Below are 20680 nucleotides of genomic sequence, written 5' to 3'. Positions count from 1 at the left end.
AACGCGTCATTGCTGCGCGACGAGCGCCTGCACGCCGAGCCAGGCGGAAATCTGCGCGACGAGGTCGTCGGTGGCCGCGGCGATCGCGCGCGCGCCGCCGGCGGCATCGGCTGAACTCGCGGGTGCGCGAGCGATGAAAGTACGCTGCCCGACCACCTTGCCGTCGACGAACAACGTCGTGCGCGCGGTCACGGAGCCGTGACTCTCGGACTGGCCGTCGAAGTCCTGCTCGAACTCGTCGAGGTCCACCTTCAGCACGGGCGCACGCACGCCGTCGCCACCCGTGAGCACCGTGCCGCGCGACGACAGCGCATTGCGCAGGCGCTGCGTGACGAGTTGCGCGGGCGGCATCGTCCAGTGGCTGTTCGCGTACGAGGCCGTCTGCTGCGAGTCCGAATACGTCATGCGATAGATGAGCTTGTCGGAATCGAGCGTGGCCGGCGCCGTGACTTCGAGCACCTTGATGGCAGGCATCGTGCCCGTGCTGCCGGGCAGCGGCGCCGGGCCGAGGTCGTATCGGATATCGGAGAGCGCGGCGGGATTGCCCGCGCAGCCGGCCAACGCGCCGAGCGCGAGCAGCAGCGCAGCGAGCGCGGCGCGCGAGGTGAAGAGACGGTTAATCGAGCGTGACATGCTGTGTTTCCTTTGAAATTCATTTGGCCGCGTGGCCCGCGGGCCACACGAAGCCCGGTTCGCCGGGACCGGGCGCGGCGCGCGGCGCACCGAACAGCAGGCTGTTGGGCGCTTCGTCGAACGTGCTCGCGGCGCGGTCGACGGCGCGCACGGCGGAGCGAACGTCTTCCGCCAGCGAATTCACGCGCGGCAGCGTGTCGTAGCCGACGCGCGCCGAGATGTCCTGCAGCGTCGCGTTCATCGCCGTCAGCGCATCGCCCGCCTGCTGCGCGGCCGTGCCGACCTTGTTCAGCGTGCCTTGCAGCGGACCGTCCGGACGGTTCAGGCCGGTGATCATCCGGTTCGTCGACGCGAGCGTCTGATCCAGCTGATTGAGCGTGCCCGGCAGCTTGCCGACGGCGGGGCCCATCTGCGCGGTGAGCGTGGTGACGCCGTCGGCGGCGTGCTGCAGGCTCGCCGCTGTCGCCATCAACTGGTCGCGCATTTCCGGCGACAGCAGCAAATCGACATCGCGCACGGTCTTTTCGATCTGCCGCAGCAGTACGTCGCCGCGCGCCTGCAACTGATCGAACAGGCCCGGACGCATGGGCAGCTGCGCGACTTCCTTGGCCGACGACACGAGCGGCGCGAGATCCTTCCCCGTGTCGTCGAGCTGGATGAACGCGAGGCCCGTGACGCCCTGCAGCCCGAGCGTGCCGAACGTCGAATGGGTGATCGGCGCGTTCTTGTCGACGAGAATGCGGATCAGGATCTGCCCCGGGTGCGTCCGGTCGAACTTGATCGACTGCACCTTGCCGACGTCGAGGCCGCGATATCGTACCGCAGCATCCGGGTACAAACCTGTGACATTGGTCCGCGCAATCAGATCGAAAGGTATGCGCACCGACCTGTCGACATTGAACAGAAACGCCGCCGCAGCGATCGCGACCACCATCACGACGGTGAAGAGCCCGGCCCAGAAGGCGTGTGATTTGTTTTCCATTGTCAGGTTCCTTCGGCGTTCATGGCGCGGTACGCAGCGGAATCGCTTCGGACGCGGGCTCCAGCGCTTCGGGCGGCAGCTTCGCGCGCCGCTCCGGCGACAATCCCTGCAACGCGAGCCGCCCGCGCAGCCCGAGAAAATACTCGCGGATGAACGGATGATCGTAGCCCGCCACTTGCTCGACGGGCGCCGCGACGACGACCTTGCGGTCCGCGATCACCGCGACGCGCGTCGATAGCGCGACCATCGTGTCGAGATCGTGCGTCACCATCACCACGGTCAGGCCGAGCGCGCGATGCAGTGCGCTGATCAGTTCGACGAACTCGTCGGAGGCCTGCGGATCGAGGCCCGCCGTCGGTTCGTCGAGGAACAGCAGTTCCGGTTCCAGCGCGATCGCGCGCGCGATGCCCACTCGCTTGACCATCCCGCCCGACAGCGCCGCCGGCATCTTCGACGCGTGCTTGCACGGCAGCCCGACCATTTCGAGCTTCAGCATCACGATGTCGCGCAGCAGGTCTTCGGGCACCTTGCCGAGTTCGCGCAGCGGCTGCGCGATGTTGTCGAACACCGACAACGACGAAAACAGCGCGCCGTGCTGGAACAGCATGCCCGAGCGCACGCGCATCAGGCGGGCTTCGTCCTTGTCGAGCGCGGCCATGTCCTCGCCGAACACCTTGATGCTGCCTGAGGTGGGCCGCTCCAGCCCGAGAATCTGACGCATCAGCGTCGTCTTGCCCGAACCCGAGCCGCCGACGATCGACACGATCTCGCCGCGCCGCACGTCAAAATCCAGATGCTGATGGACGATGTTGCGTCCATAGCGTTTGGTGAGGTTGCGCACCTCGATCACGGTTTCCGCGATTTCCGGCAGCGGCTGGTCCCGTACGGCGGTAGTGAGCGGCGCGATCATGACAGCCCCACGTTCTGAAAGAGAATCGCGAACACGGCGTCGGCGAGGATGACGACCGTGATCGACGTGACGACCGAAGTCGTCGTGCCCTCGCCGAGGCTCTGCGAATTGGCCTTGATGCGAAAGCCGAAGTGACAGCCGACGATCGCGATCAGCATGCCGAACACCGTGCCCTTGCCAAGCCCGATCCACAGGTTGGCGACGGGCACGACGGTCGGCAACGCGCGCGCGAAGTACGACATGTCGATCTGCAGCACGAGCTTCGCGGCGAGCGCGCCGCCGATCAGCGAGACGATGTTGGTCCACATCACGAGCAGCGGCATTGCGAGCGACAGCGCGATCACGCGTGGCAGGATCAGACGCAGGCCGTGCGGAATGCCCATCACGCGCATTGCGTCGAGTTCTTCCGTCACGCGCATCACGCCGATCTGCGCGGTGATCGCCGAGCCGGAGCGCCCCGCGACGAGAATCGCCGACAGCACGGGCCCGAGCTCGCGCAGCACTGACATCCCCAGAATATTCACGATGAACTGGTTCGCGCCGAACAACCGCAACTGTTGCGCGGACAGATAGCTCAGCACGATGCCGATCAGAAACGCGACGAGCGCCGTGATAGGCAGCGCCTGCGTGCCCGCGCTGTAGACGTTCGCCGAAATCTCCTTCCAGGGCGCGAGCTTCGGATTGCGCGCGATCGCCACCAGGTCGATGATCACGCGGCCGAACATCGCGACGCCGCCATACAGATGCTCGAACAGCGCGAAAATGCCCATGCCGAGCTTCGTGAACGGATCGAAGCGATGCACGGGTTCCGGGTTCTCGCGTGCGGTGTCGAGCAGCGCGATGCGGTCGAAGATGTCGCGCTGCGTATCGTTGAGCGCGACGAGATCGACGGGCAGCTTGTAGCCCCACACGCGCCACAGCGCCTGGCCGCCCACGTGGTCCATCCGCTCGACTCGCGACAGATCCCATTGCGCAACGTGCGCGCGGCTGTCGATCAGTTCACGCAAACGCGGCAGCGCCTTTCCGTGCAGGCGGTCGCGCGCCAGCGCGAGCGCCGTCCACTGGCCGGACAGGCGGACGATCTTGCCCTGGCTGCCTGCCGCGACTTCGAGGCCGGGAGGAGTGTCGTAGTTCAAGGATCGCTGGATGTGGTTATCGGATTAACGGGCATTGTAACGAAGCGTTCGAGATTGGGCCCTGGTGGGATGCCCGCCCGTGCGGCATGCCGCGCGCATCTTGTGAACAAAGCGGGGCCAGCGCATCTATCGATCACGATGACAGGCGCAGTGGCTAAAATACCCTCATGAATACTCCACTCTCCCCCAGCCCTTCGGGCGACTGGCGAATCGACCGGCAGCGCGCCGTCGCGCTGTTCGGCCCGGCCGCCAATGACTGGCCGATCGAAATCGTCGAAGAAACCGGCTCGACCAACGCCGACCTGATGGCCCGTGTGAAGGCGCTGCCGCGCGAGCCCGGCGCGCTCGCGCGGCCAATCGTGCGCGTCGCCTATCTTCAGACGGCAGGACGCGGCCGGCGTGGCCGCCCCTGGTATGCGGAACCGGGCAATGCGCTGCTGTTCTCGGTGGCTTGCGTGCTGCCGAGACCGCTCGAAGGACTCGCGGGACTGAGCCTCGCGGTCGGCGTAGCACTGGTCGACGGCCTGCGCTCGCTGCCCGTGTCCGGTCCCGGCCAGATCGCGCTGAAATGGCCGAACGACGTGCTGCTCGAAGGCGACAAGCTCGCCGGCATCCTGATCGAAACGGCATGGAGCACGCCGGACGCGAGCGCCGTCGTGATCGGCATCGGCACAAATGTGAAGGGCGCCGAGGAACTCGCCGCGAAGGTCGGCGCGCTCAATGCAGGCGTGCCTGCGCAGGCGCGCGGCGCGGCGCCGACGGCGCTGTCGCGTGCTCTGCCGAGCGCGAATCTCACTGACACCCTCGCCGCCGAACTAAACGCGCTGGACCCGGCGCTGCAACGCTTCGGCGCGGAAGGCTTCGCGCCGTTCCGGCAACGCTGGAACGGCTGCCATGCGTATGCGGGACGCGACGTCGTGCTGTTCGAGCAAGGCGTCGAAGTCGCGCGCGGCGTGGCGGCGGGCGTCGACGATCTCGGGCAACTGCTGCTCGATACGCCGTCCGGCCAGCAAGCCATCGCGACGGGAGACGTGTCGCTGCGTCTCGCGGACGACGAAAGCGGCGCTGCATGAGCGCGCCGTATCTGCTGATCGATGCGGGTAATAGCCGCGTCAAATGGGCGCTGGTTCACGTGGATGGTACACAGACGCACGCGGGCGCGTTTTCGCACGGCGGCCAACTGGTGAAGGGCACCGGCGATCCGTTGCAATCTAGACACGCGCCTGACTGGTCGACGTTGCCCGCACCCGGTTCGGCATGGTTATCGAATGTAGCCGGGGAAGCGGCGGCGCGCCGAATCGATGCGTTCATCGACGGGCACTGGCCCGGTCTCCCGCGCACGACGATCCGCTCGGCCGCGCAGCAATGCGGCGTCACGAACGCGTACACCACGCCGACGCAGCTTGGGAGCGACCGCTGGGCGGGCATGATCGGCGCGCGCGCCGCGTTCCCGGGCGAGCCGCTGCTGATCGCGACCTTCGGCACGGCGACGACGCTCGAAGCATTGAACGCCGACGGCGTGTTCGTCGGCGGATTGATCGCGCCGGGCTGGTCGCTGATGATGCGCTCGCTCGGCGAGCACACGGCGCAATTGCCGACACTCGACGCCACGGCCGCGCGCGGCCTGCTCGACGGCGAATCCGCCGGCGCGAGTCAAAGCGCGCCGCTCGCGCGCGCAGCGTGGTTCGCCACGGATACGCCGCGTTCGTTGTCGTCGGGGTGCGCGCTGGCGCAGATCGGGCTGATCGAGCGGATGTGGCGCGATCTGCAGGACGAATGGAAAGTGTCCGTGCGGCTCGTCGTGAGCGGCGGCGCCGCCGGCGAACTGGTGCGGGCGCTCGGCGTGCCGTACACGCGTCACGACTCGCTCGTGCTGGCGGGACTCGCGCTGATCGCCGCGCAGGCATCGGCCAATCCGTCGACGGACGCTCACCCGGCCTGAACGCCGGGCAACTGAACAAGCAAGCTGGAGAATTTCAACGATGCTGCGCTGGCTACTCGCCCTGCTCTTTCTCGCCAACGTCCTCGCGTTCGTCACGATGCGCGGGTTGTTCGGCCCTTCGCCGGCCGCCGGGCCGCGCGAGCCGAATCACCTGAACCGCCAGGTCCGTCCGGACCAATTGCGCGTGCAGCCCATGTCGTCCGCCGATGCTGCGGATCTGGCTGTGGTCGGCGGTCCGGCGCCCGTTGCGCCAATCGCGGCTTCGGCGCTGTCGCAGTAGCGCGGAAGCGTTCTACGACGCGGGCGCGAAACCCGCGTCACATTGTGCTCAGTCCTGAGCGCGCACCTTCTTCAGAAGCGCCGTCGTCGAGCGGTCATGCTCGAACGGAATCGCGAGCGCCTTGCCACCCCAGCCGCGCACCAGCGCGGATTCCGGCAACGTGTCCATGTCGTAATCGCCGCCCTTCACGAGCACGTCCGGACGCAGTGCGTCGATCAGCGCAACAGGCGTCTGCTCCCCGAAGCACACCACCCAGTCGACACTCTCCAGTGCCGCCAGCAGCGCCATCCGGTCGGCTTCATTGTTGATCGGCCGGTCGTCGCCTTTGCCGAGCATGCGCACCGACGCGTCGCTATTCACGCCTACGATCAGCGTCGCGCCCAGTGCCTTCGCGTCCGCAAGATACGTGACGTGCCCGCGATGCAGGATATCGAAGACGCCGTTCGTGAACACCACGGGGCCCGTCAGCGACGGGCGAAGTTGAGCGAGGGCGTCGCGGGTCGTGAGCTTGCGTTCGAAGGTAGCGGCCATGAGAGCAATCGTTGAGCGGGTTTGAGAGCCGAGGCGTGGCTCCGATGATAGAAGACGCACGCCCGCGACAAGATAAAAAAGAAAACGGCCCGGCGGTTCTCACCTGCCGGGCCGTTGCATGCCTGTGCGACACACCGGGCGGTCGGCCCGGCTGGCGCGCGGCCGTTATCAGGCCGGTTGTTGCGCTGTCTGCTGGTCAGCCTGCAGACGCGTCACGACTTCCTTGCGATAGCGGTTCAGTTCCTGAGCCGTCGTGAACGAGCGCTCGAACAGAATGGACAGGTTATGCAGAATGCGTTCGACCACCTTCTTTTCCCAGCCGTCGTCGAAACGGATCTGCTCGTCGAGCCAGCGCTCGAGCCACTCGGGATCGGGCAGGCGCGACTGAACGGTGTCGCGCGGGAACAGCGACTGGTTCACGTGCAGGTTGGTGGGGTGCAGCGGCTTTTCCGTGCGGCGCGCGGAGGCCATCAGCACACCGATCTTCGCGAACGCAGCGCGTGCGCCGTCGCCGAAGGTCGTCAGCGCCTTCTTCATGTAGCGCAGATACGCGCCGCCGTGACGCGCTTCGTCGCGCGAAATGGTTTCGTAGATCGCCTTGATGACGGGCTCGGTGTGCCATTCAGCTGCGCGGCGATACCAGTGATTCAGGCGGATTTCGCCGCAGAAGTGCAGCATCAGCGTTTCGAGCGGCGGCGCCGGATCGAATTCGAAGCGCACCGCGTGCAGTTCTTCTTCCGTCGGGCACATCTCCGGCTTGAAGCGGCGCAGATATTCCATCAGCACCAGCGAATGCTTCTGCTCTTCGAAAAACCACACGCTCATGAATGCCGAGAAGTCGCTGTCATGGTGGTTATCACGCAGGAACATTTCCGTGGCGGGCAGCGCCGACCATTCGGTAATCGCGTTCATCTTGATGGTCGCCGCCTGCTCATCGGTGAGCAGCGACGCGTCGAATTTGTCCCAGGGAATGTCCTTCTCCATATCCCATCGAACAGACTCGAGCGATTTATAAAGTTCCGGATAAAGCATGGTGTTCATGATTCCACCCCTGTTCTGCGCAAGGCGACGTCTGTTATCTGTTGCTACATTTGCGGCCAACGAACGGGAACTTTCGGAGACTTTCTCCGTCGTCAGCGCAGCATTCAATTTTACGCGGTAATCGGTTGCCAAGATGCAAGTGTTTGGCAAAAGAAATACTGCGGCTCGTGATACGTACGCGATTTTCGTGCCTCGCGTGCGCGGCCAACCGTGGGTGAGGGAGAACCTTTGCCTGGGGTCGTGCCAGCCTGCCGCCGAACGACGGCATTAGGGTCCGCAGCGGACGAACCGGCACCGTATGGCACCGTGTAAAACGGCGAATCTCGCGATCTTCGCACGCGTCCGCGGGCCAGAAAAAGCTTACACAATAATAGCATGCGGCCCTTACACGCCCCATTTTCGGACCGTCGAAACCCGCTTTGGCATTGACGCAAAACAACGTGCGCGCTCGTTGACCGCACGGTGTCAAAGGAATGTGCTAGCACGGCGACATTCCGTCGCAGATCGAGGCGCGCTGGCCGTTTCGGCCGCGCGCGCCCGTTTATCGCAAAAATCAGGCGTTCATTCGGACGCCGACGAGGTCTTCTTCGCAGACGATGCGCCCGCCCGTTTCGTGCTGGCCGCGCGCTTTGCGGCGGGACGCGGCGTGTCATCGGACTTCGCCTGCGCAGTGCTTTCCGTGTCGGGCTCGGGTGCGTCGTCGGGTTCGAGATCGCTCGGTTCGATCCCCGCGCCCGCTTCCGATGCGCCCGTCGCCGTCGTGGCCGGCGGCTGCGCCATCGCGAACTGCGCGATCTGGTTGAACTGCGCCTGCAGCAGATTCCACCAGCCGGACGCGTCGAACGCGGGCGAGCCCGCCGACTCGCCGGCTTCACCTGCTTCCGCCGCGCTCGCAGCGGGCTGAGGCTCGTGCCTCGGCGGCGCTTCAGGCGCGGGCTGCGTCATCGATTGCTGCGCGAATGCGCCGAACGCGCGCAACGTCGAGAGCGTCGCGCGCTGCACTTCGAGCGCCTGGATCGCCGACTGAAGCATGTTCAGATTCAGCTTTAGCCATTGCTCGACGGCGCGCATGTCGGTGATGCGCTTGTCGAGTTCCTCGACGTTCGTGAGCGGCGCCATCATGTCGGACATCATCGACAGCGACGGCACGAACCCCTGTGCCGAAGCCGGACTAGTGCCCGGAAATGCCGCGCCAAACGGCGTGAGGCGCATCATGCCCCACATGCGGTCGAGCATTTCAGCGGGCGGGAAACCTGGAAATCCGGGGAAAGGTGGCGTCGAGCCGGTGTTGTCGGTCATTGCGGAGCTCCTGTGTTCGGTTCTGGGCCTGTTGCGCCTGTTGCCGTGCGCTTATTGTGGTTCGCTTATTGTCCTTCGATCCAGCGTTCGAAGCGACGTTCGACATTCGCGGCTCGATCATACCGCGTGAATTTTTCGCAATGCGCCGCGTTCGCGGACGCGATTATCGTGCGCCTGTCGCCATGACGGTTTTGCGTCGGCCTGACGAAAGGCGCGTTCCGCTAGAACGGCTCCTTGCCCGGAAAATCCGGCGCGCGCCGCTCGCGCAGCGACGCCACGCCTTCCTTCACGTCCGGGCCCGCGAAACCCATGAATTCGAGCGCAAGCGATGTATCGAAGGTCGGTCCCGCCGAACGCAGCCAGTTGTTCAACGCATACTTGGTCCAGCGGATCGCCGTCTGCGAACCCTGCGCGAGCTTGCGCGCGACTTCGAAGGTCTTCGGCAGCAGATCGTTGTCGTCGACGGCCAGCGAGACGAGGCCGATGCGCTCCGCCTCTTCGCCGCTCACCGGCTCGCACAACATCAGGTAGTACTTCGCCTTCGCCATCCCGCACAACAGCGGCCACACGATCGCCGCGTGGTCGCCCGCCGCGACGCCGAGACGCGTATGACCGTCAATGATGCGCGCCGACTTCGTCGCAATCGAAATATCCGCGAGCAATCCCGCGACGAGACCCGCGCCCACAGCCGGCCCATGCATCGCCGAGACGATCGGCTTGCTGCAGTTGATCACGTTGTAGACGAGATCGCGCGCCTCGCGCCATACGCGCGTGCGCACGTCGAAGTCGTTCGCCATCTCTTCGACGAGGCCGAGATCGCCGCCTGCCGAAAAGCCCTTGCCCTCGCCGCGAATCACCGCGACGCGCGTCTCCGGGTCGCGGTCGACATCGCGCCAGATATCGGCCAGTTCGCGATGCATGTTTGCATCGGCGGTGGCGAGCGCGCTGCGGTTCGCGCCTTCGCCGCTCATCACGATTTCAAGGATGCCGTGCGCATGACGCCGCACGCGCAGCGACCTGTAGTGCGCGTAAAACGCGGGTTCGACCGATTGCGATTCCGATTCGTGAGACATGGCACACATCCCTAAGAGCGACGCGTCGGCGTCGATACCCACATCATGCGCGTAACGGAGCCGACGCTGCGCCACGCAAACCACTTCGCCTAACGCGGCTGATACACCCACTTTCCGTTGCTGATCTCGACCATCACGCGCGCGCGCTGATCGAGGCCGAGGTGATCGGTCGCGCTCATGTTGACGACGCCGTTGGTATCGGCGAGTCCCTTCGTCGCTTCGAGCGCATCGCGCAGCGCGCGGCGAAACTCGACGGTGCCGGGCGCGGCTGTTTTCAGCGCAACGGGAATCGCGCTGTTCAACAGCATGCTCGCGTCCCACGCATATGAGCCGAACGCCGACACGCTGCCCGGCCCGCGCAGCTTTTCGAAGCGAGCAATGTAATCGAGCGCGAGACGCTTCGAAGCGTAGTCCGTAGGCAATTGCGAGGCGACCAGCACCGGGCTCGCGGGCAGGAACGTGCCGTTGCAGTCGGCGCCGCACACGCGCAGGAAGTCGTTATTGCCGACGCCATGGTTGTGATAGATCTTGCCCTTGTAGCCGCGTCCGATCAGCGTCTTCGGCGGCAGCGCGGCGGGCGTGCCCGCTGCGCCCACGACGACGGCATCGGGATTCGCCGCCATGATCTTCAGGATCTGGCCGGTGACGCTCGGATCGGTGCGATTGAAACGCTCGTTGGCTACCACGTTGATCTTGTGAATCTGCGCGAACTTCGCGACCTCCGCGTAAAACGTTTCGCCCAGTGCATCCGCCTGGCCGATGTACGCGATGGTCTTCACGCCGTGCTGGCTCGCGTGCTCGGTGATCGCGGATGCCATCATCGCGTCCGTTTGCGGGGTCTTGAACATCCAGTGCCGCTTTGCATCGACGGGCTCGATGATCTTCGCCGACGACGCCAGTGAAATCGCCGGCGTTTCACCTTCGGCGACCACGTCGATCATCGCCAGCGAGTTCGGCGTGATCGACGAACCGATGATCGCGTCGACGTGATTTTCGGAGATCAGCTTTTTAGTGTCCTGCACGGCTTGCGTCGTATCGGAGGCATCGTCGAGCACGATGTATTCGACTTTCTGCCCGGCGATCTCTTTCGGGAAGAGCGTCGCCGTATCGCGCGCGGGAATGCCCAGTGATGCAGCCGGCCCCGTTAGCGATAGAACGAGGCCAATCTTCACCTGCGCGAGCGCAAGTCCGGGTAAGAGGGAGAGCGTGGCAGCGAGCGTCGTGCGTCGCTTGAAAGTGCGCTTGCGAGCGCAGTTGCGCAGAGTTGAAGATGCAAACGTCCCGTATCGCGGCATGCGTTGTCTCCTTTGGTTTTTGTGCGTTCTGCGATGCTGCGTGTTGCATGTTGCTGTCCGCGCGCGTTGCTGTGTGTTGCTATTCACGCGGTCCAGCGTGCGAGACCCGATGACCTCGCGCGAGCGTCAGTGTAGCGGCGCGCGTGGCGCTGCCGGCATCGGGCGAAACCCTTTCGGTTCGCCCGGTGCCTCACGCCGCCTAAACGATCAAAGCTCGCCTTCGAGCGGCTCGACGGCCTGATCGATCGAACCGAAAATCGACTTGCCCGCTTCGTCGAACATTTCGATCTTCACCGTGTCGCCGAACTTCATGAATTCCGTCTGCGCGCTGCCGTGCTCGATCGTTTCGAGGCAGCGTTTCTCGGCGATACAGCAGTAGCCACGCTTCGCGTCCTTGTTCGACACCGTGCCCGAACCGACAATCGCGCCCGCGCGCAGGTTGCGCGTTTTCGCGGCATGCGCAATGAGCTGGCCGAAGTGGAACACCATGTCGGTGCCCGCGTCCGGCTGGCCGACCTTCTTGCTGTTCCAATGCACGATCATCGGACGATGCACGCGGCCTTCGCGCCATGCGTCGCCGAGTTCGTCGAGCGTGACGGCAACGGGCGCGAACGACGTCGCCGGCTTGCTCTGGAAAAAGCCGAAGCCCTTCGCGAGTTCGGCGGGAATCAGGTTGCGCAGCGACACGTCGTTGACGAGCGTGACGAGGCGAATGCTCTTCAGCGCCTGCTCGGGCTTCACGCCCATCGGCACATCGCCCGTGATGACGGCGACTTCCGCCTCGAAGTCGATGCCGAACGATTCCGACGCGCACACGATGTCGTCCTTCGCGCCGATGAAGTCGTCGCTGCCGCCCTGGTACATCAGCGGATCGGTCCAGAACTCGGGCGGCATTTCCGCGCCGCGCGCGCGGCGCACCAGTTCGACGTGGTTCACGTACGCGGAGCCGTCGGCCCACTGGAACGCGCGCGGCAGCGGCGCCATGCATTCCTTCGCATCGAACGAAAACGTGTTGCGCGCGCGGCCCTGATTCAGCTCGTCGTACAGGTCGCGCAGTTGCGGCGCGTAGAAAATCCAGTCGTCGAGGACGCGCTGCATCGTCGGCGCAATGGCGTCGGCGATGGCGGCCGTATGCAGGTCACGGGAAACGACGATCAGTTGACCGTCGCGCGTGCCGTCCTTCAGCGAGGCAAGTTTCATGGCAGAAAAGGCATGTGGATGACGATAAGAGGAATCTATTCTACGATGGTGAATCGGCGCGGCCCAAACGGACGCCTCAAACAGGCGATGGCCATTGCATCGTCCGCGCTGTTTTCGCCGCTTCAACGCTCACCGTTCAACCACTGCCTATGTCTCCGACCGCCCGCTCCAGTTCGATCCGCAAGGACGCCGATGCCGCCGAACCGCTCGATCCCGCCGACGACGATGCCGCTGACGAGCACGACGGTGGCGAGGAAAAACTGCGCTCGGGCATCCAGTCGATCGAAGTCGGGTTCCGTTTGCTCGATGTGCTCACGCACGAGCCACGCGCGATGATGCTGCGCGATCTCGCGCAGCGCGCGGGCATGAGCCCGGCGAAAGCGCACCGCTATCTGGTGAGTTTTCAGCGCCTGGGCGTCGTCGCGCAGGACCCGCTGACGGGCCGCTACGAGCTTGGCGGTTTCGCGTTGCAGCTAGGGCTGGCGCGGCTCGCGCGCGTCGACGGTGTGAAACTTGCGCGCATCGCGCTCGCCGAATTGCGCGACCGGCTCGACCTGACGGTCGGCATCGCGGTGTGGGGCAATCAGGGGCCGACCGTCGTGCATTGGATGGAATCGAGCTATCCCGCAAAGGCATCGCTGAAACTCGGCGATGTGATGCCGATGCTCAGTTCGGCGACGGGTCTGCTGTTCGCCGCGTATCTGCCGCGCAGCAAGACGACCGCGATGATCTCGCGCGAACTCGCCGATACGAAGCGTTGGGCCGCCGCCAACAGTCCGCGCACGCCGGAAGATGTCGAACGCGTGCTGGAGGACGTGCGGGCACATGGCTCGGCGCGCGTCGAAGGCATGTTGCTGCCGACCATTCACGCGTTCTGCACACCCGTGTTCGATTCAAATGGCGATCTCGCGCTCGGATTGATCGCGCTGGGTCACGAGGGTGCGTTCGATATCGCGTGGGGCGGCGAAGTCGACACGGCGCTGCGCGAGTGCGCGCAGAAGCTGTCGTATGAACTCGGGTATAGTCCGACGCCGCGATGAGCGTGAGGAACGCGTGATGGCCGTGCGTGGTCGAATCGTGTTCAGACGTTCATAGCGTTCCGCCTTCAGGATTTTGCTTCTTCCGATGTCGTCTCCAGCCGCTCTCCGTTCCGTCACGCAGGCTCGCCTCGCCGCCGCGCAGCGCCGCTCGTCGCGCTGGCGTTGGGCGGGCGTGCTGACGGCTGTCGTCGGCGCGCATTTCATCGCGGCGCAGTGGTTCGAACGGCACCACGACACCTTCAAACCGGTGTCGCCCGAGCATGTTCCCGTGCAGGTCTCACTGCTCAAGCCCGAGCGCATCGAAACGCAGGCGGCCGGTTCGCCGCCGCCCGCGAAGGCAAGGCCTGCCGCACCGAAACGCGTCGCGCGAGCGCCGCGTGAACATGTGTTGACGGCCACGCAACCCGCTCATCAACCGCTTCAAACAGCGCCTGCAACTGAAACCGCGAGCGCGCCCGCGGAGGCTTCGTCTGCCGCTTCAGCGCCAGGCGTTGCGTCGTCCGCAACGGGAGCCGCCAATTCCAGCGCGAATGGTGCCGGTCAAGGCAACGCGCCGCTTGCTGCGCCCGGCGTGAAATTCTCGGTGCCGCCTTCGGGCGAGTTGCAATACGACACGTTCTACAACGGCGTGCGCAATCAGCCTGGCACGATCCATTGGTCGAGCGATGGCCGCTCGTACGACATGATCGTGTCGGTGCCCTTGCCGTTCATCGGCACGTTCAGCTATTCGAGCCACGGACATGTCGATGCATTCGGCCTCGCGCCTGATCAGTACATCGAAAAACGCGGCCGGCGCGGCGAGGACATAACCACCTTCCATCGCGACACGAAGCAGATCGGCTTTACGCGTACGCCGAATACGCTGCCGCTGCAGGACGGCGCGCAAGACCGCTTCAGCATGGTGATGCAACTCGCCAGCCTCGTGCGCGGCGACCCCGACGCATATCAGCCAGGCGTAACGCGCCAGTTCTTCGTCACCGACAACGACAGCGGCGAAATCTGGCCGATCGAGACGATAGGCGACGAAGGCGTGCGCACCGATCAGGGCATCATCGATGCGCGCCATTTCATGCGCCTGCCCCGCCGCGAAGGCGACCGGCGGCGCATCGACGTGTGGCTGGCGCCGTCGCTCGGCTGGCTGCCAGCGCGTCTCGTGCAAACCGAGCCGAACGGCACGCAGATCGAACTTGTCTGGCGCGGCAAGAACGCGCGGCCGGATGCGAACGGCAACAACGCCGCTTCATCCGATGACACGCCACCAGCCCCTTCCCAACCGTCCGTCACCGATCCCGGCGCAGGGCCGGAAAAGCCCTGACACAAACTGGTCCTTCGTTATGGAGGACACTTTGAAACCGGGACTACACACACTGCGCATCCGAAACTTCCGTCGTTTGCATGAATCGCACGACGATGCGCGCTGATGCGCGCCGGCGGTTCATGCGAATCCGATGAACTCGACGGATGAACTGTCGACCCGTTCGTTCTTTCATTGCGACATCACTTATGGAGTCCGCATGCAAATCAATGTGAATGGCATCGATACGCGCTACGTCCTGAGCAATGAGGGCGGTGGCCCATGGATCACGTTCATTCATCAGCTTGGTGGCGATCTGTCGATCTGGGATCAGCTCGCCGGCTATTTTCGGGATGACTACACAGTCTTGCGCTACGACGTGCGCGGTCACGGTCAAACGGCCGTATCAGACAGACCGTTCCTTGTTGCAGATTTGTCGCAGGATCTACACATGCTGCTAGATGCGCTTGGCGTTGAGAAAACGCATATTGTCGGTATGTCGATGGGCGGGATGATTGCGCAACAGTTCGCGCTGGACAACCCGGCACGCATCGAAACATTGACGCTCGCCGACACGCACGCCGCCACGCCTTCGGACGGCCGTGCCGTATGGGAGCAGCGCGCGGCGAAGGCGCGCAACGAAGGTGTCGCGGCGCTGGCCGAGGGAACGATGGAACGCTGGCTGACGGCGGGTTTTCGCGACGCGCAACCGGAGGTGGTCGAACCGATTCGGGAGGTATTCGAGAACACTTCGTCTGAAGGTTACGCACAAGCGTGCATTGCGCTGCGCGATTTCGATGTGCGCAGTAGACTGAGCGAGATTGCTCTTCCTACTCTGACTGTGGCTGGACGCCACGACGCAGGCACGCCACCTGCTGCTACACATGAAATTGCGAATGCCATCCGGAACGCGCAGTTCGAGTTGCTGGACGCAGCTCACCTCGCACCGATCGAACAGTCGCAACGTTTCACCGCTTTGCTGGAATCGTTTTTGCAAAAACGGGTCTAACCGATAGGTCCGGAGAATTCAAAGCGTCAGGCCGGACCCACCCCTTGAATTCCAAACCAAGGGCTCCATCTACGGTGCAACACTGGCCCGGAGCCATCGGAAATAAGGAGTGTCGCCATGCAAATGATCTACAACAGCCCCAACTACTGTGTCGTCGAGTTCCCGCCGCAAGACGGCCATCTCTCGATGCTATCCGGCGGGTATGAGATCGTCGACAAGAACACGCAGCGCGAGATTTACATCGACGGTGCGATGGCAGCCAGTTTTCGCGAACACGTGCAGAAACTGATCGAAGACGAACCGACGCTCGACGAAGTTGACGAGTTTCTCGGTCAATTCGACAGCCTGATGAACCAGCCGGTCATTCTTCACTGATCGACAGGCGCCATCCTCCTGGCGACACGTCCTCATCGACCCCGTCCGGCCCCGCGCCGGGCGGGGTTTTTCGTTTTATACGGCCGGCTGGCGTTGAATGTGGCGCTTTATGTGGTGGCGCTTTATGTGGCGCTCTGTGTGGCGCTTTGTGTGGATATCGCGGCGCGAAACGCCGAGGTGCTCCGTTGCGAAAGCAGCAGCCAGCGTAAGAAAAGCGCTTCGCGCTACCCTGCCGGCACCCGCCACACCCCGTGCAAGTCCGCCATGCGCGGGCAGTCCCCCGACCATGCGGCTACAATAATGAGTTTCCTGAAAAAAGCCGGCCCGTCCGGCACGAGCCCGATCAGACCATGAACCAGCCCGTCACGTCAGCCCCGTCAGCCGCCAGCCCCCGTGCCGCGTACACGCGCGGCGCGACCTTGCCCGCGTTGCTCGAATCGCGCATCCTGATTCTGGACGGCGCGATGGGCACGATGATCCAGCGCTACAAGCTCGACGAAGCCGCCTATCGTGGCGAGCGCTTCAAGGACTATGCGCGCGACATCAAGGGCAACAACGAACTGTTGTCGATCACGCAGCCGCAGATCATCAGCGAGATTCACGAGCAGTATCTGGCGGCGGGCGCGGACATCATCGAGACGAACACGTTCGGCGCGACGACCGTCGCGCAGGCCGACTACGGCATGGAAGATCTCGCCGTCGAAATGAACCGCGAGTCGGCGAAGCTCGCACGCGCCGCATGCGACAAATACTCGACGCCCGACAAGCCGCGCTTCGTCGCGGGCGCAATCGGACCGACGCCGAAAACGGCGAGCATCTCGCCCGACGTCAACGATCCGGGCGCGCGCAACGTCACATTCGACGAACTGCGCACGGCGTACTACGAACAGGCAAAAGCGCTGCTGGAAGGCGGCGCCGACCTGTTCCTCGTCGAAACGATCTTCGACACGCTGAATGCGAAGGCCGCGCTGTTCGCGCTGGATGAACTCTTCGAAGACACGGGCGAGCGTTTGCCCATCATGATTTCGGGCACGGTGACGGACGCATCGGGCCGGATTCTGTCGGGACAGACGGTCGAGGCTTTCTGGAACTCGCTGCGTCACGCGAAGCCGCTGACGTTCGGCCTGAACTGCGCGCTCGGCGCGGCGCTGATGCGCCCGTACATCGCGGAGCTGGCGAAACTGTGCGACACGTATGTGTCGTGCTATCCCAACGCCGGTTTGCCGAATCCGATGAGCGATACGGGCTTCGACGAACGGCCCGCTGATACCTCGGGCCTCCTGAAGGAATTCGCCCAAGCGGGCCTCGTGAACATCGCGGGCGGCTGCTGCGGCACGACGCCGGAGCACATCGCCGCAATTGCGAAAGCACTGAACGACGTGAAGCCACGCAAATGGCCGAACCAGTATCGCGACGCCGCGTGAAACATTCAACGCACGCTTTAGAGCACGCGCACACCGACGCATTGACGCACTGACGAAACACGCACACCAACATGACCGATCACACGATGCGCCTTTCCGGCCTCGAGCCGTTCAACGTCACTTCGGGGACGCTCTTCATCAACGTTGGCGAACGCACCAACGTGACGGGCTCGAAGGCATTCGCGCGGATGATTCTGAACGGCCAGTTCGACGAGGCGCTGGCCGTCGCGCGCCAGCAGGTCGAGAACGGCGCGCAGGTCATCGACGTCAACATGGACGAAGCGATGCTCGATTCGAAAGCGGCGATGGTGCGCTTCATGAATCTGATCGCGTCGGAGCCGGACATCGCGCGCGTGCCGATCATGATCGACTCGTCGAAGTGGGAAGTGATCGAAGCGGGCCTGAAGTGCGTGCAGGGCAAGGCGATCGTCAACTCGATCTCGCTGAAGGAAGGCGAAGAGAGCTTCCGCCATCACGCGAACCTGATTCGCCGCTATGGCGCGGCAGCCGTCGTGATGGCGTTCGACGAGCAGGGCCAGGCCGACACGTTCAAGCGCAAGACGGAAATCTGCAAGCGCTCGTACGACATTCTCGTCAATGAAGTCGGCTTCCCGCCTGAAGACATCATCTTCGATCCGAACATCTTCGCGATCGCGACGGGTATCGAAGAGCACAACAACTACGCCGTCGACTTCATCGAAGCGACGCGCTGGATCAAGCAGAACCTGCCGTATGCGAAGGTGAGCGGCGGCGTGTCGAACGTGTCGTTCTCGTTCCGCGGCAATGACCCGGTGCGCGAAGCGATCCATACCGTGTTCCTCTACCACGCCATTCAGGCAGGCATGGACATGGGCATCGTCAACGCCGGTCAGCTGGGCGTGTACGCGGACCTCGACGCCGAACTGCGCGAGCGCGTCGAAGACGTCGTGCTGAATCGCCGCGACGACGGCACCGACCGTCTGCTCGAAAGCGCCGACAAGTTCAAGACGGGCGCAGCGAAGAAAGAAGAGAACCTCGAGTGGCGCAATCAGCCCGTCGAGAAGCGTCTCGCGCATGCGCTCGTGCATGGCATCACGAACTTCATCGTCGAAGACACGGAAGAAGCGCGCGCGAAGATCATGGACGGCGGCGGCCGTCCGATCAACGTGATCGAAGGCCCGCTGATGGACGGCATGAACGTCGTCGGCGATCTGTTCGGCCAGGGGAAAATGTTTCTGCCGCAAGTCGTGAAGTCGGCACGCGTGATGAAGCAGGCCGTGGCTCACCTGATTCCGTTCATCGAAGAAGAGAAGCGCCAGCTCGCCGAAGCGGGCGGCGACGTGCGCGCGAAAGGCAAGATCGTCATCGCGACCGTGAAGGGCGACGTGCACGATATCGGCAAGAACATCGTCTCCGTGGTGCTTCAGTGCAATAACTTCGAAGTGGTCAACATGGGCGTGATGGTCCCGTGCAACGAGATTCTCGCGAAGGCGAAGGTCGAAGGCGCGGACATCATCGGGCTGTCGGGTCTGATCACGCCGTCGCTCGAAGAAATGGCCTACGTCGCGTCGGAAATGCAGCGCGACGACTACTTCCGCGTGAAGAAGATTCCGCTGCTGATCGGTGGCGCGACGACTTCGCGCGTGCATACCGCCGTGAAGATCGCGCCGCATTACGAAGGCCCTGTCGTGTACGTGCCGGATGCGTCGCGCTCGGTGTCGGTCGCGTCGAACCTGTTGTCCGACGAAGGCGCGACGAAGTATCTCGACGAACTGAAGTCCGACTACGACCGCATCCGCGATCAGCACGCTAACAAGAAGGCGCTGCCGCTCGTCACGCTCGCAGAAGCGCGCGCGAACAAGGCGAAGATCGACTGGAGCGCCTATCAGCCGGTGAAACCGAAGTTCATCGGCCGCCGCGTGTTCAAGAACTTCGATCTGAACGAACTCGCGAACTATATCGACTGGGGCCCGTTCTTCCAGACGTGGGATCTCGCAGGTCCGTATCCCGCGATTCTGAACGACGAGATCGTCGGCGAATCGGCGCGGCGCGTGTTCTCGGATGCGAAGTCGATGCTCGCGCGCCTGATCCAGGGCCGCTGGCTGACGGCGAACGGCGTGATCGCGCTGTTGCCCGCCAACACGGTCAACGACGACGACATCGAAATCTACACGGACGAGTCGCGCACCGAAGTCGCGCTGACGTGGCGCAACGTGCGTCAGCAAAGCGTGCGCCCCGTGGTGGACGGCGTGATGCGCCCGAACCGCTCGCTTGCCGACTTCATCGCGCCGAAGGACTCGGGCGTGGCCGACTACATCGGCATGTTCGCGGTCACGGCGGGTCTCGGCGTCGACGTGAAGGAAAAGCAGTTCGAGCAGGATCACGACGACTACAGCGCGATCATGCTGAAGGCGCTCGCCGACCGTTTCGCGGAAGCGTTCGCCGAAGCGATGCACGCACGCGTGCGCCGGGACCTGTGGGGTTACGCGCAGAGCGAAACCCTATCGAACGAAGAACTGATCGGCGAGAAGTATCGCGGTATCCGTCCCGCGCCGGGCTATCCGGCGTGCCCGGATCACCTCGTCAAGCGCGACATGTTCGACGTCCTGCAAGCGGGCGAAATCGGCATGACCGTCACGGAATCGCTCGCGATGCTGCCTGCGGCGAGCGTCTCCGGTTTCTATCTCGCGCATCCCGACAGCACGTATTTCTCGGTGGGCAAGATCGGCCAGGATCAGCTGGAGGACTACGCGCAACGCATGTCGCTGTCGAAGGCGGATGCCCAACGCGCGCTCGCGCCGTTGCTGTAAGACGGGGACGGCCGGCGGCAGGACTATATCGCTGGCCGTAGGCTGAATATTTTCAGTTGAAAGCACAGCGAATATTTTCGGCTTTGTAGACTGAGCGGGCATTACTTGCCGACCCGCCAGACGCGACCGAAAAAACGCGTCGGCTCAACGACTTGCAACCGTCAACGGAGAAAAATCGTATGAAGAAGCTGACGCTGATGTTGACCGCGTTATCGCTTGCCGCCATTGCACCGATCACCGAGGCTCAGCCTCAGGCGCCGGGCGGATCGAGTGCGGTGAGCTCGTACTCCCCGCCCACCGTCAAGCATGTGAAAAAGCCGAAAAAGAAGAAGAACGGCGCATCCGCTCCCGCGACTGCGCCGCAAGGCGCGAGTCAGTAAGGCTCGCGGCGCTGCAAAAGCAAAAGCCCGTCGTTCGACGGGCTTTT

The 20680-nt window shown here is 63.9% G+C and carries 20 protein-coding genes; 10 read left to right on the top strand and 10 right to left on the bottom strand.

Annotated features, from left to right (window positions below):
- Nucleotides 1-6: 6 nt before the first annotated feature.
- From H1204_RS01135 to H1204_RS01120, 4 genes are read right to left on the bottom strand one after another with little or no spacing between them, the layout of a single operon-like run.
- A complete protein-coding gene (locus H1204_RS01135; protein WP_180729467.1) occupies nucleotides 7-633 on the bottom strand; it encodes an ABC-type transport auxiliary lipoprotein family protein in 627 nt (208 codons plus the stop codon).
- A gap of 19 nt (nucleotides 634-652) precedes the next feature.
- Nucleotides 653-1615, bottom strand: a complete 963-nt coding sequence (locus H1204_RS01130; RefSeq protein ID WP_180729466.1) for an MlaD family protein — start codon at nucleotides 1613-1615, stop codon at nucleotides 653-655.
- 19 nt (nucleotides 1616-1634) lie between these two features.
- Entirely contained in the window at nucleotides 1635-2525 is an 891-nt protein-coding gene (locus H1204_RS01125; protein ID WP_180729465.1) for an ABC transporter ATP-binding protein, read from the bottom strand.
- Nucleotides 2522-3661 carry an ABC transporter permease gene (locus H1204_RS01120; protein WP_180729464.1) on the bottom strand — a complete coding sequence of 380 codons (1140 nt, stop codon included), beginning with the start codon at nucleotides 3659-3661 and terminating at the stop codon, nucleotides 2522-2524. Before H1204_RS01120 ends, H1204_RS01125 begins: the two co-directional genes overlap by 4 nt.
- Before the next feature lie 167 nt (nucleotides 3662-3828).
- Between H1204_RS01120 and H1204_RS01115 the strand changes: the two genes are divergently transcribed.
- Genes H1204_RS01115 through H1204_RS01105 form a run of 3 tightly spaced genes read left to right on the top strand, consistent with a single transcriptional unit; the run spans nucleotide 3829 to nucleotide 5883 of the window.
- Entirely contained in the window at nucleotides 3829-4734 is a 906-nt protein-coding gene (locus H1204_RS01115; protein WP_180729463.1) for a biotin--[acetyl-CoA-carboxylase] ligase, read from the top strand.
- On the top strand, nucleotides 4731-5603 hold the full coding sequence (locus H1204_RS01110; RefSeq protein ID WP_180729462.1) for a type III pantothenate kinase: 873 nt from the start codon (nucleotides 4731-4733) through the stop codon (nucleotides 5601-5603). The genes H1204_RS01115 and H1204_RS01110 overlap by 4 nt, the downstream gene beginning before the upstream one ends.
- A 40-nt stretch (nucleotides 5604-5643) precedes the next feature.
- Complete coding sequence (locus H1204_RS01105; protein WP_180729461.1) at nucleotides 5644-5883, top strand: hypothetical protein; 240 nt, start codon at nucleotides 5644-5646, stop codon at nucleotides 5881-5883.
- Nucleotides 5884-5931: 48 nt separating this feature from the next.
- Here the strand turns inward: H1204_RS01105 and rfaE2 are convergent, their stop codons facing one another.
- The 6 genes from rfaE2 to H1204_RS01075 all read right to left on the bottom strand — a co-directional run bounded on the left by rfaE2 (nucleotide 5932) and on the right by H1204_RS01075 (nucleotide 12322).
- Entirely contained in the window at nucleotides 5932-6414 is a 483-nt protein-coding gene (gene rfaE2 / locus H1204_RS01100; protein ID WP_180729460.1) for a D-glycero-beta-D-manno-heptose 1-phosphate adenylyltransferase, read from the bottom strand.
- 168 nt (nucleotides 6415-6582) lie between these two features.
- Nucleotides 6583-7455: a ferritin-like domain-containing protein gene (locus tag H1204_RS01095; protein WP_180729459.1), complete on the bottom strand. Its 873-nt coding sequence runs from the start codon at nucleotides 7453-7455 to the stop codon at nucleotides 6583-6585.
- 561 nt (nucleotides 7456-8016) lie between these two features.
- The gene (locus tag H1204_RS01090; protein ID WP_180729458.1) at nucleotides 8017-8754 is read right to left on the bottom strand and encodes a PhaM family polyhydroxyalkanoate granule multifunctional regulatory protein; all 738 of its coding nucleotides are present in this window, start codon (nucleotides 8752-8754) and stop codon (nucleotides 8017-8019) included.
- 221 nt (nucleotides 8755-8975) lie between these two features.
- Nucleotides 8976-9827 carry an enoyl-CoA hydratase/isomerase family protein gene (locus H1204_RS01085; protein WP_180729457.1) on the bottom strand — a complete coding sequence of 284 codons (852 nt, stop codon included), beginning with the start codon at nucleotides 9825-9827 and terminating at the stop codon, nucleotides 8976-8978.
- A gap of 89 nt (nucleotides 9828-9916) precedes the next feature.
- On the bottom strand, nucleotides 9917-11122 hold the full coding sequence (locus H1204_RS01080; RefSeq protein ID WP_180729456.1) for an ABC transporter substrate-binding protein: 1206 nt from the start codon (nucleotides 11120-11122) through the stop codon (nucleotides 9917-9919).
- Between the two features lie 207 nt (nucleotides 11123-11329).
- On the bottom strand, nucleotides 11330-12322 hold the full coding sequence (locus H1204_RS01075) for a fumarylacetoacetate hydrolase family protein (protein WP_180729455.1): 993 nt from the start codon (nucleotides 12320-12322) through the stop codon (nucleotides 11330-11332).
- A 149-nt stretch (nucleotides 12323-12471) separates the two neighbouring features.
- Here H1204_RS01075 and H1204_RS01070 point away from each other — a divergent pair, with 149 nt between their 5' ends.
- From H1204_RS01070 to H1204_RS01040, 7 genes are all read left to right on the top strand, one after another.
- Nucleotides 12472-13362 carry an IclR family transcriptional regulator gene (locus tag H1204_RS01070; RefSeq protein ID WP_180729454.1) on the top strand — a complete coding sequence of 297 codons (891 nt, stop codon included), beginning with the start codon at nucleotides 12472-12474 and terminating at the stop codon, nucleotides 13360-13362.
- An 85-nt stretch (nucleotides 13363-13447) separates the two neighbouring features.
- Nucleotides 13448-14677 (top strand): DUF3108 domain-containing protein, encoded by a 1230-nt coding sequence (locus H1204_RS01065; protein WP_180729453.1) that lies wholly within the window; start codon nucleotides 13448-13450, stop codon nucleotides 14675-14677.
- Nucleotides 14678-14876: 199 nt separating this feature from the next.
- Complete coding sequence (locus tag H1204_RS01060; protein ID WP_180729452.1) at nucleotides 14877-15665, top strand: alpha/beta fold hydrolase; 789 nt, start codon at nucleotides 14877-14879, stop codon at nucleotides 15663-15665.
- A gap of 117 nt (nucleotides 15666-15782) precedes the next feature.
- The gene (locus tag H1204_RS01055; protein WP_007577767.1) at nucleotides 15783-16040 is read left to right on the top strand and encodes a DUF3567 domain-containing protein; all 258 of its coding nucleotides are present in this window, start codon (nucleotides 15783-15785) and stop codon (nucleotides 16038-16040) included.
- A 350-nt stretch (nucleotides 16041-16390) separates the two neighbouring features.
- A complete protein-coding gene (locus tag H1204_RS01050; RefSeq protein WP_180729451.1) occupies nucleotides 16391-17464 on the top strand; it encodes a homocysteine S-methyltransferase family protein in 1074 nt (357 codons plus the stop codon).
- A gap of 71 nt (nucleotides 17465-17535) precedes the next feature.
- On the top strand, nucleotides 17536-20253 hold the full coding sequence (gene metH, locus H1204_RS01045; RefSeq protein WP_180729450.1) for a methionine synthase: 2718 nt from the start codon (nucleotides 17536-17538) through the stop codon (nucleotides 20251-20253).
- A 179-nt stretch (nucleotides 20254-20432) separates the two neighbouring features.
- Complete coding sequence (locus H1204_RS01040; RefSeq protein WP_007577774.1) at nucleotides 20433-20633, top strand: hypothetical protein; 201 nt, start codon at nucleotides 20433-20435, stop codon at nucleotides 20631-20633.
- Nucleotides 20634-20680 lie beyond the last annotated feature (47 nt).

It is taken from the genome of Paraburkholderia sp. PGU19 (assembly GCF_013426915.1).
Classification (GTDB): Bacteria; Pseudomonadota; Gammaproteobacteria; order Burkholderiales; family Burkholderiaceae; genus Paraburkholderia.
Note: the sequence above shows the minus strand (reverse complement) of the source record. Positions and strands in the feature narration are given on the sequence as shown.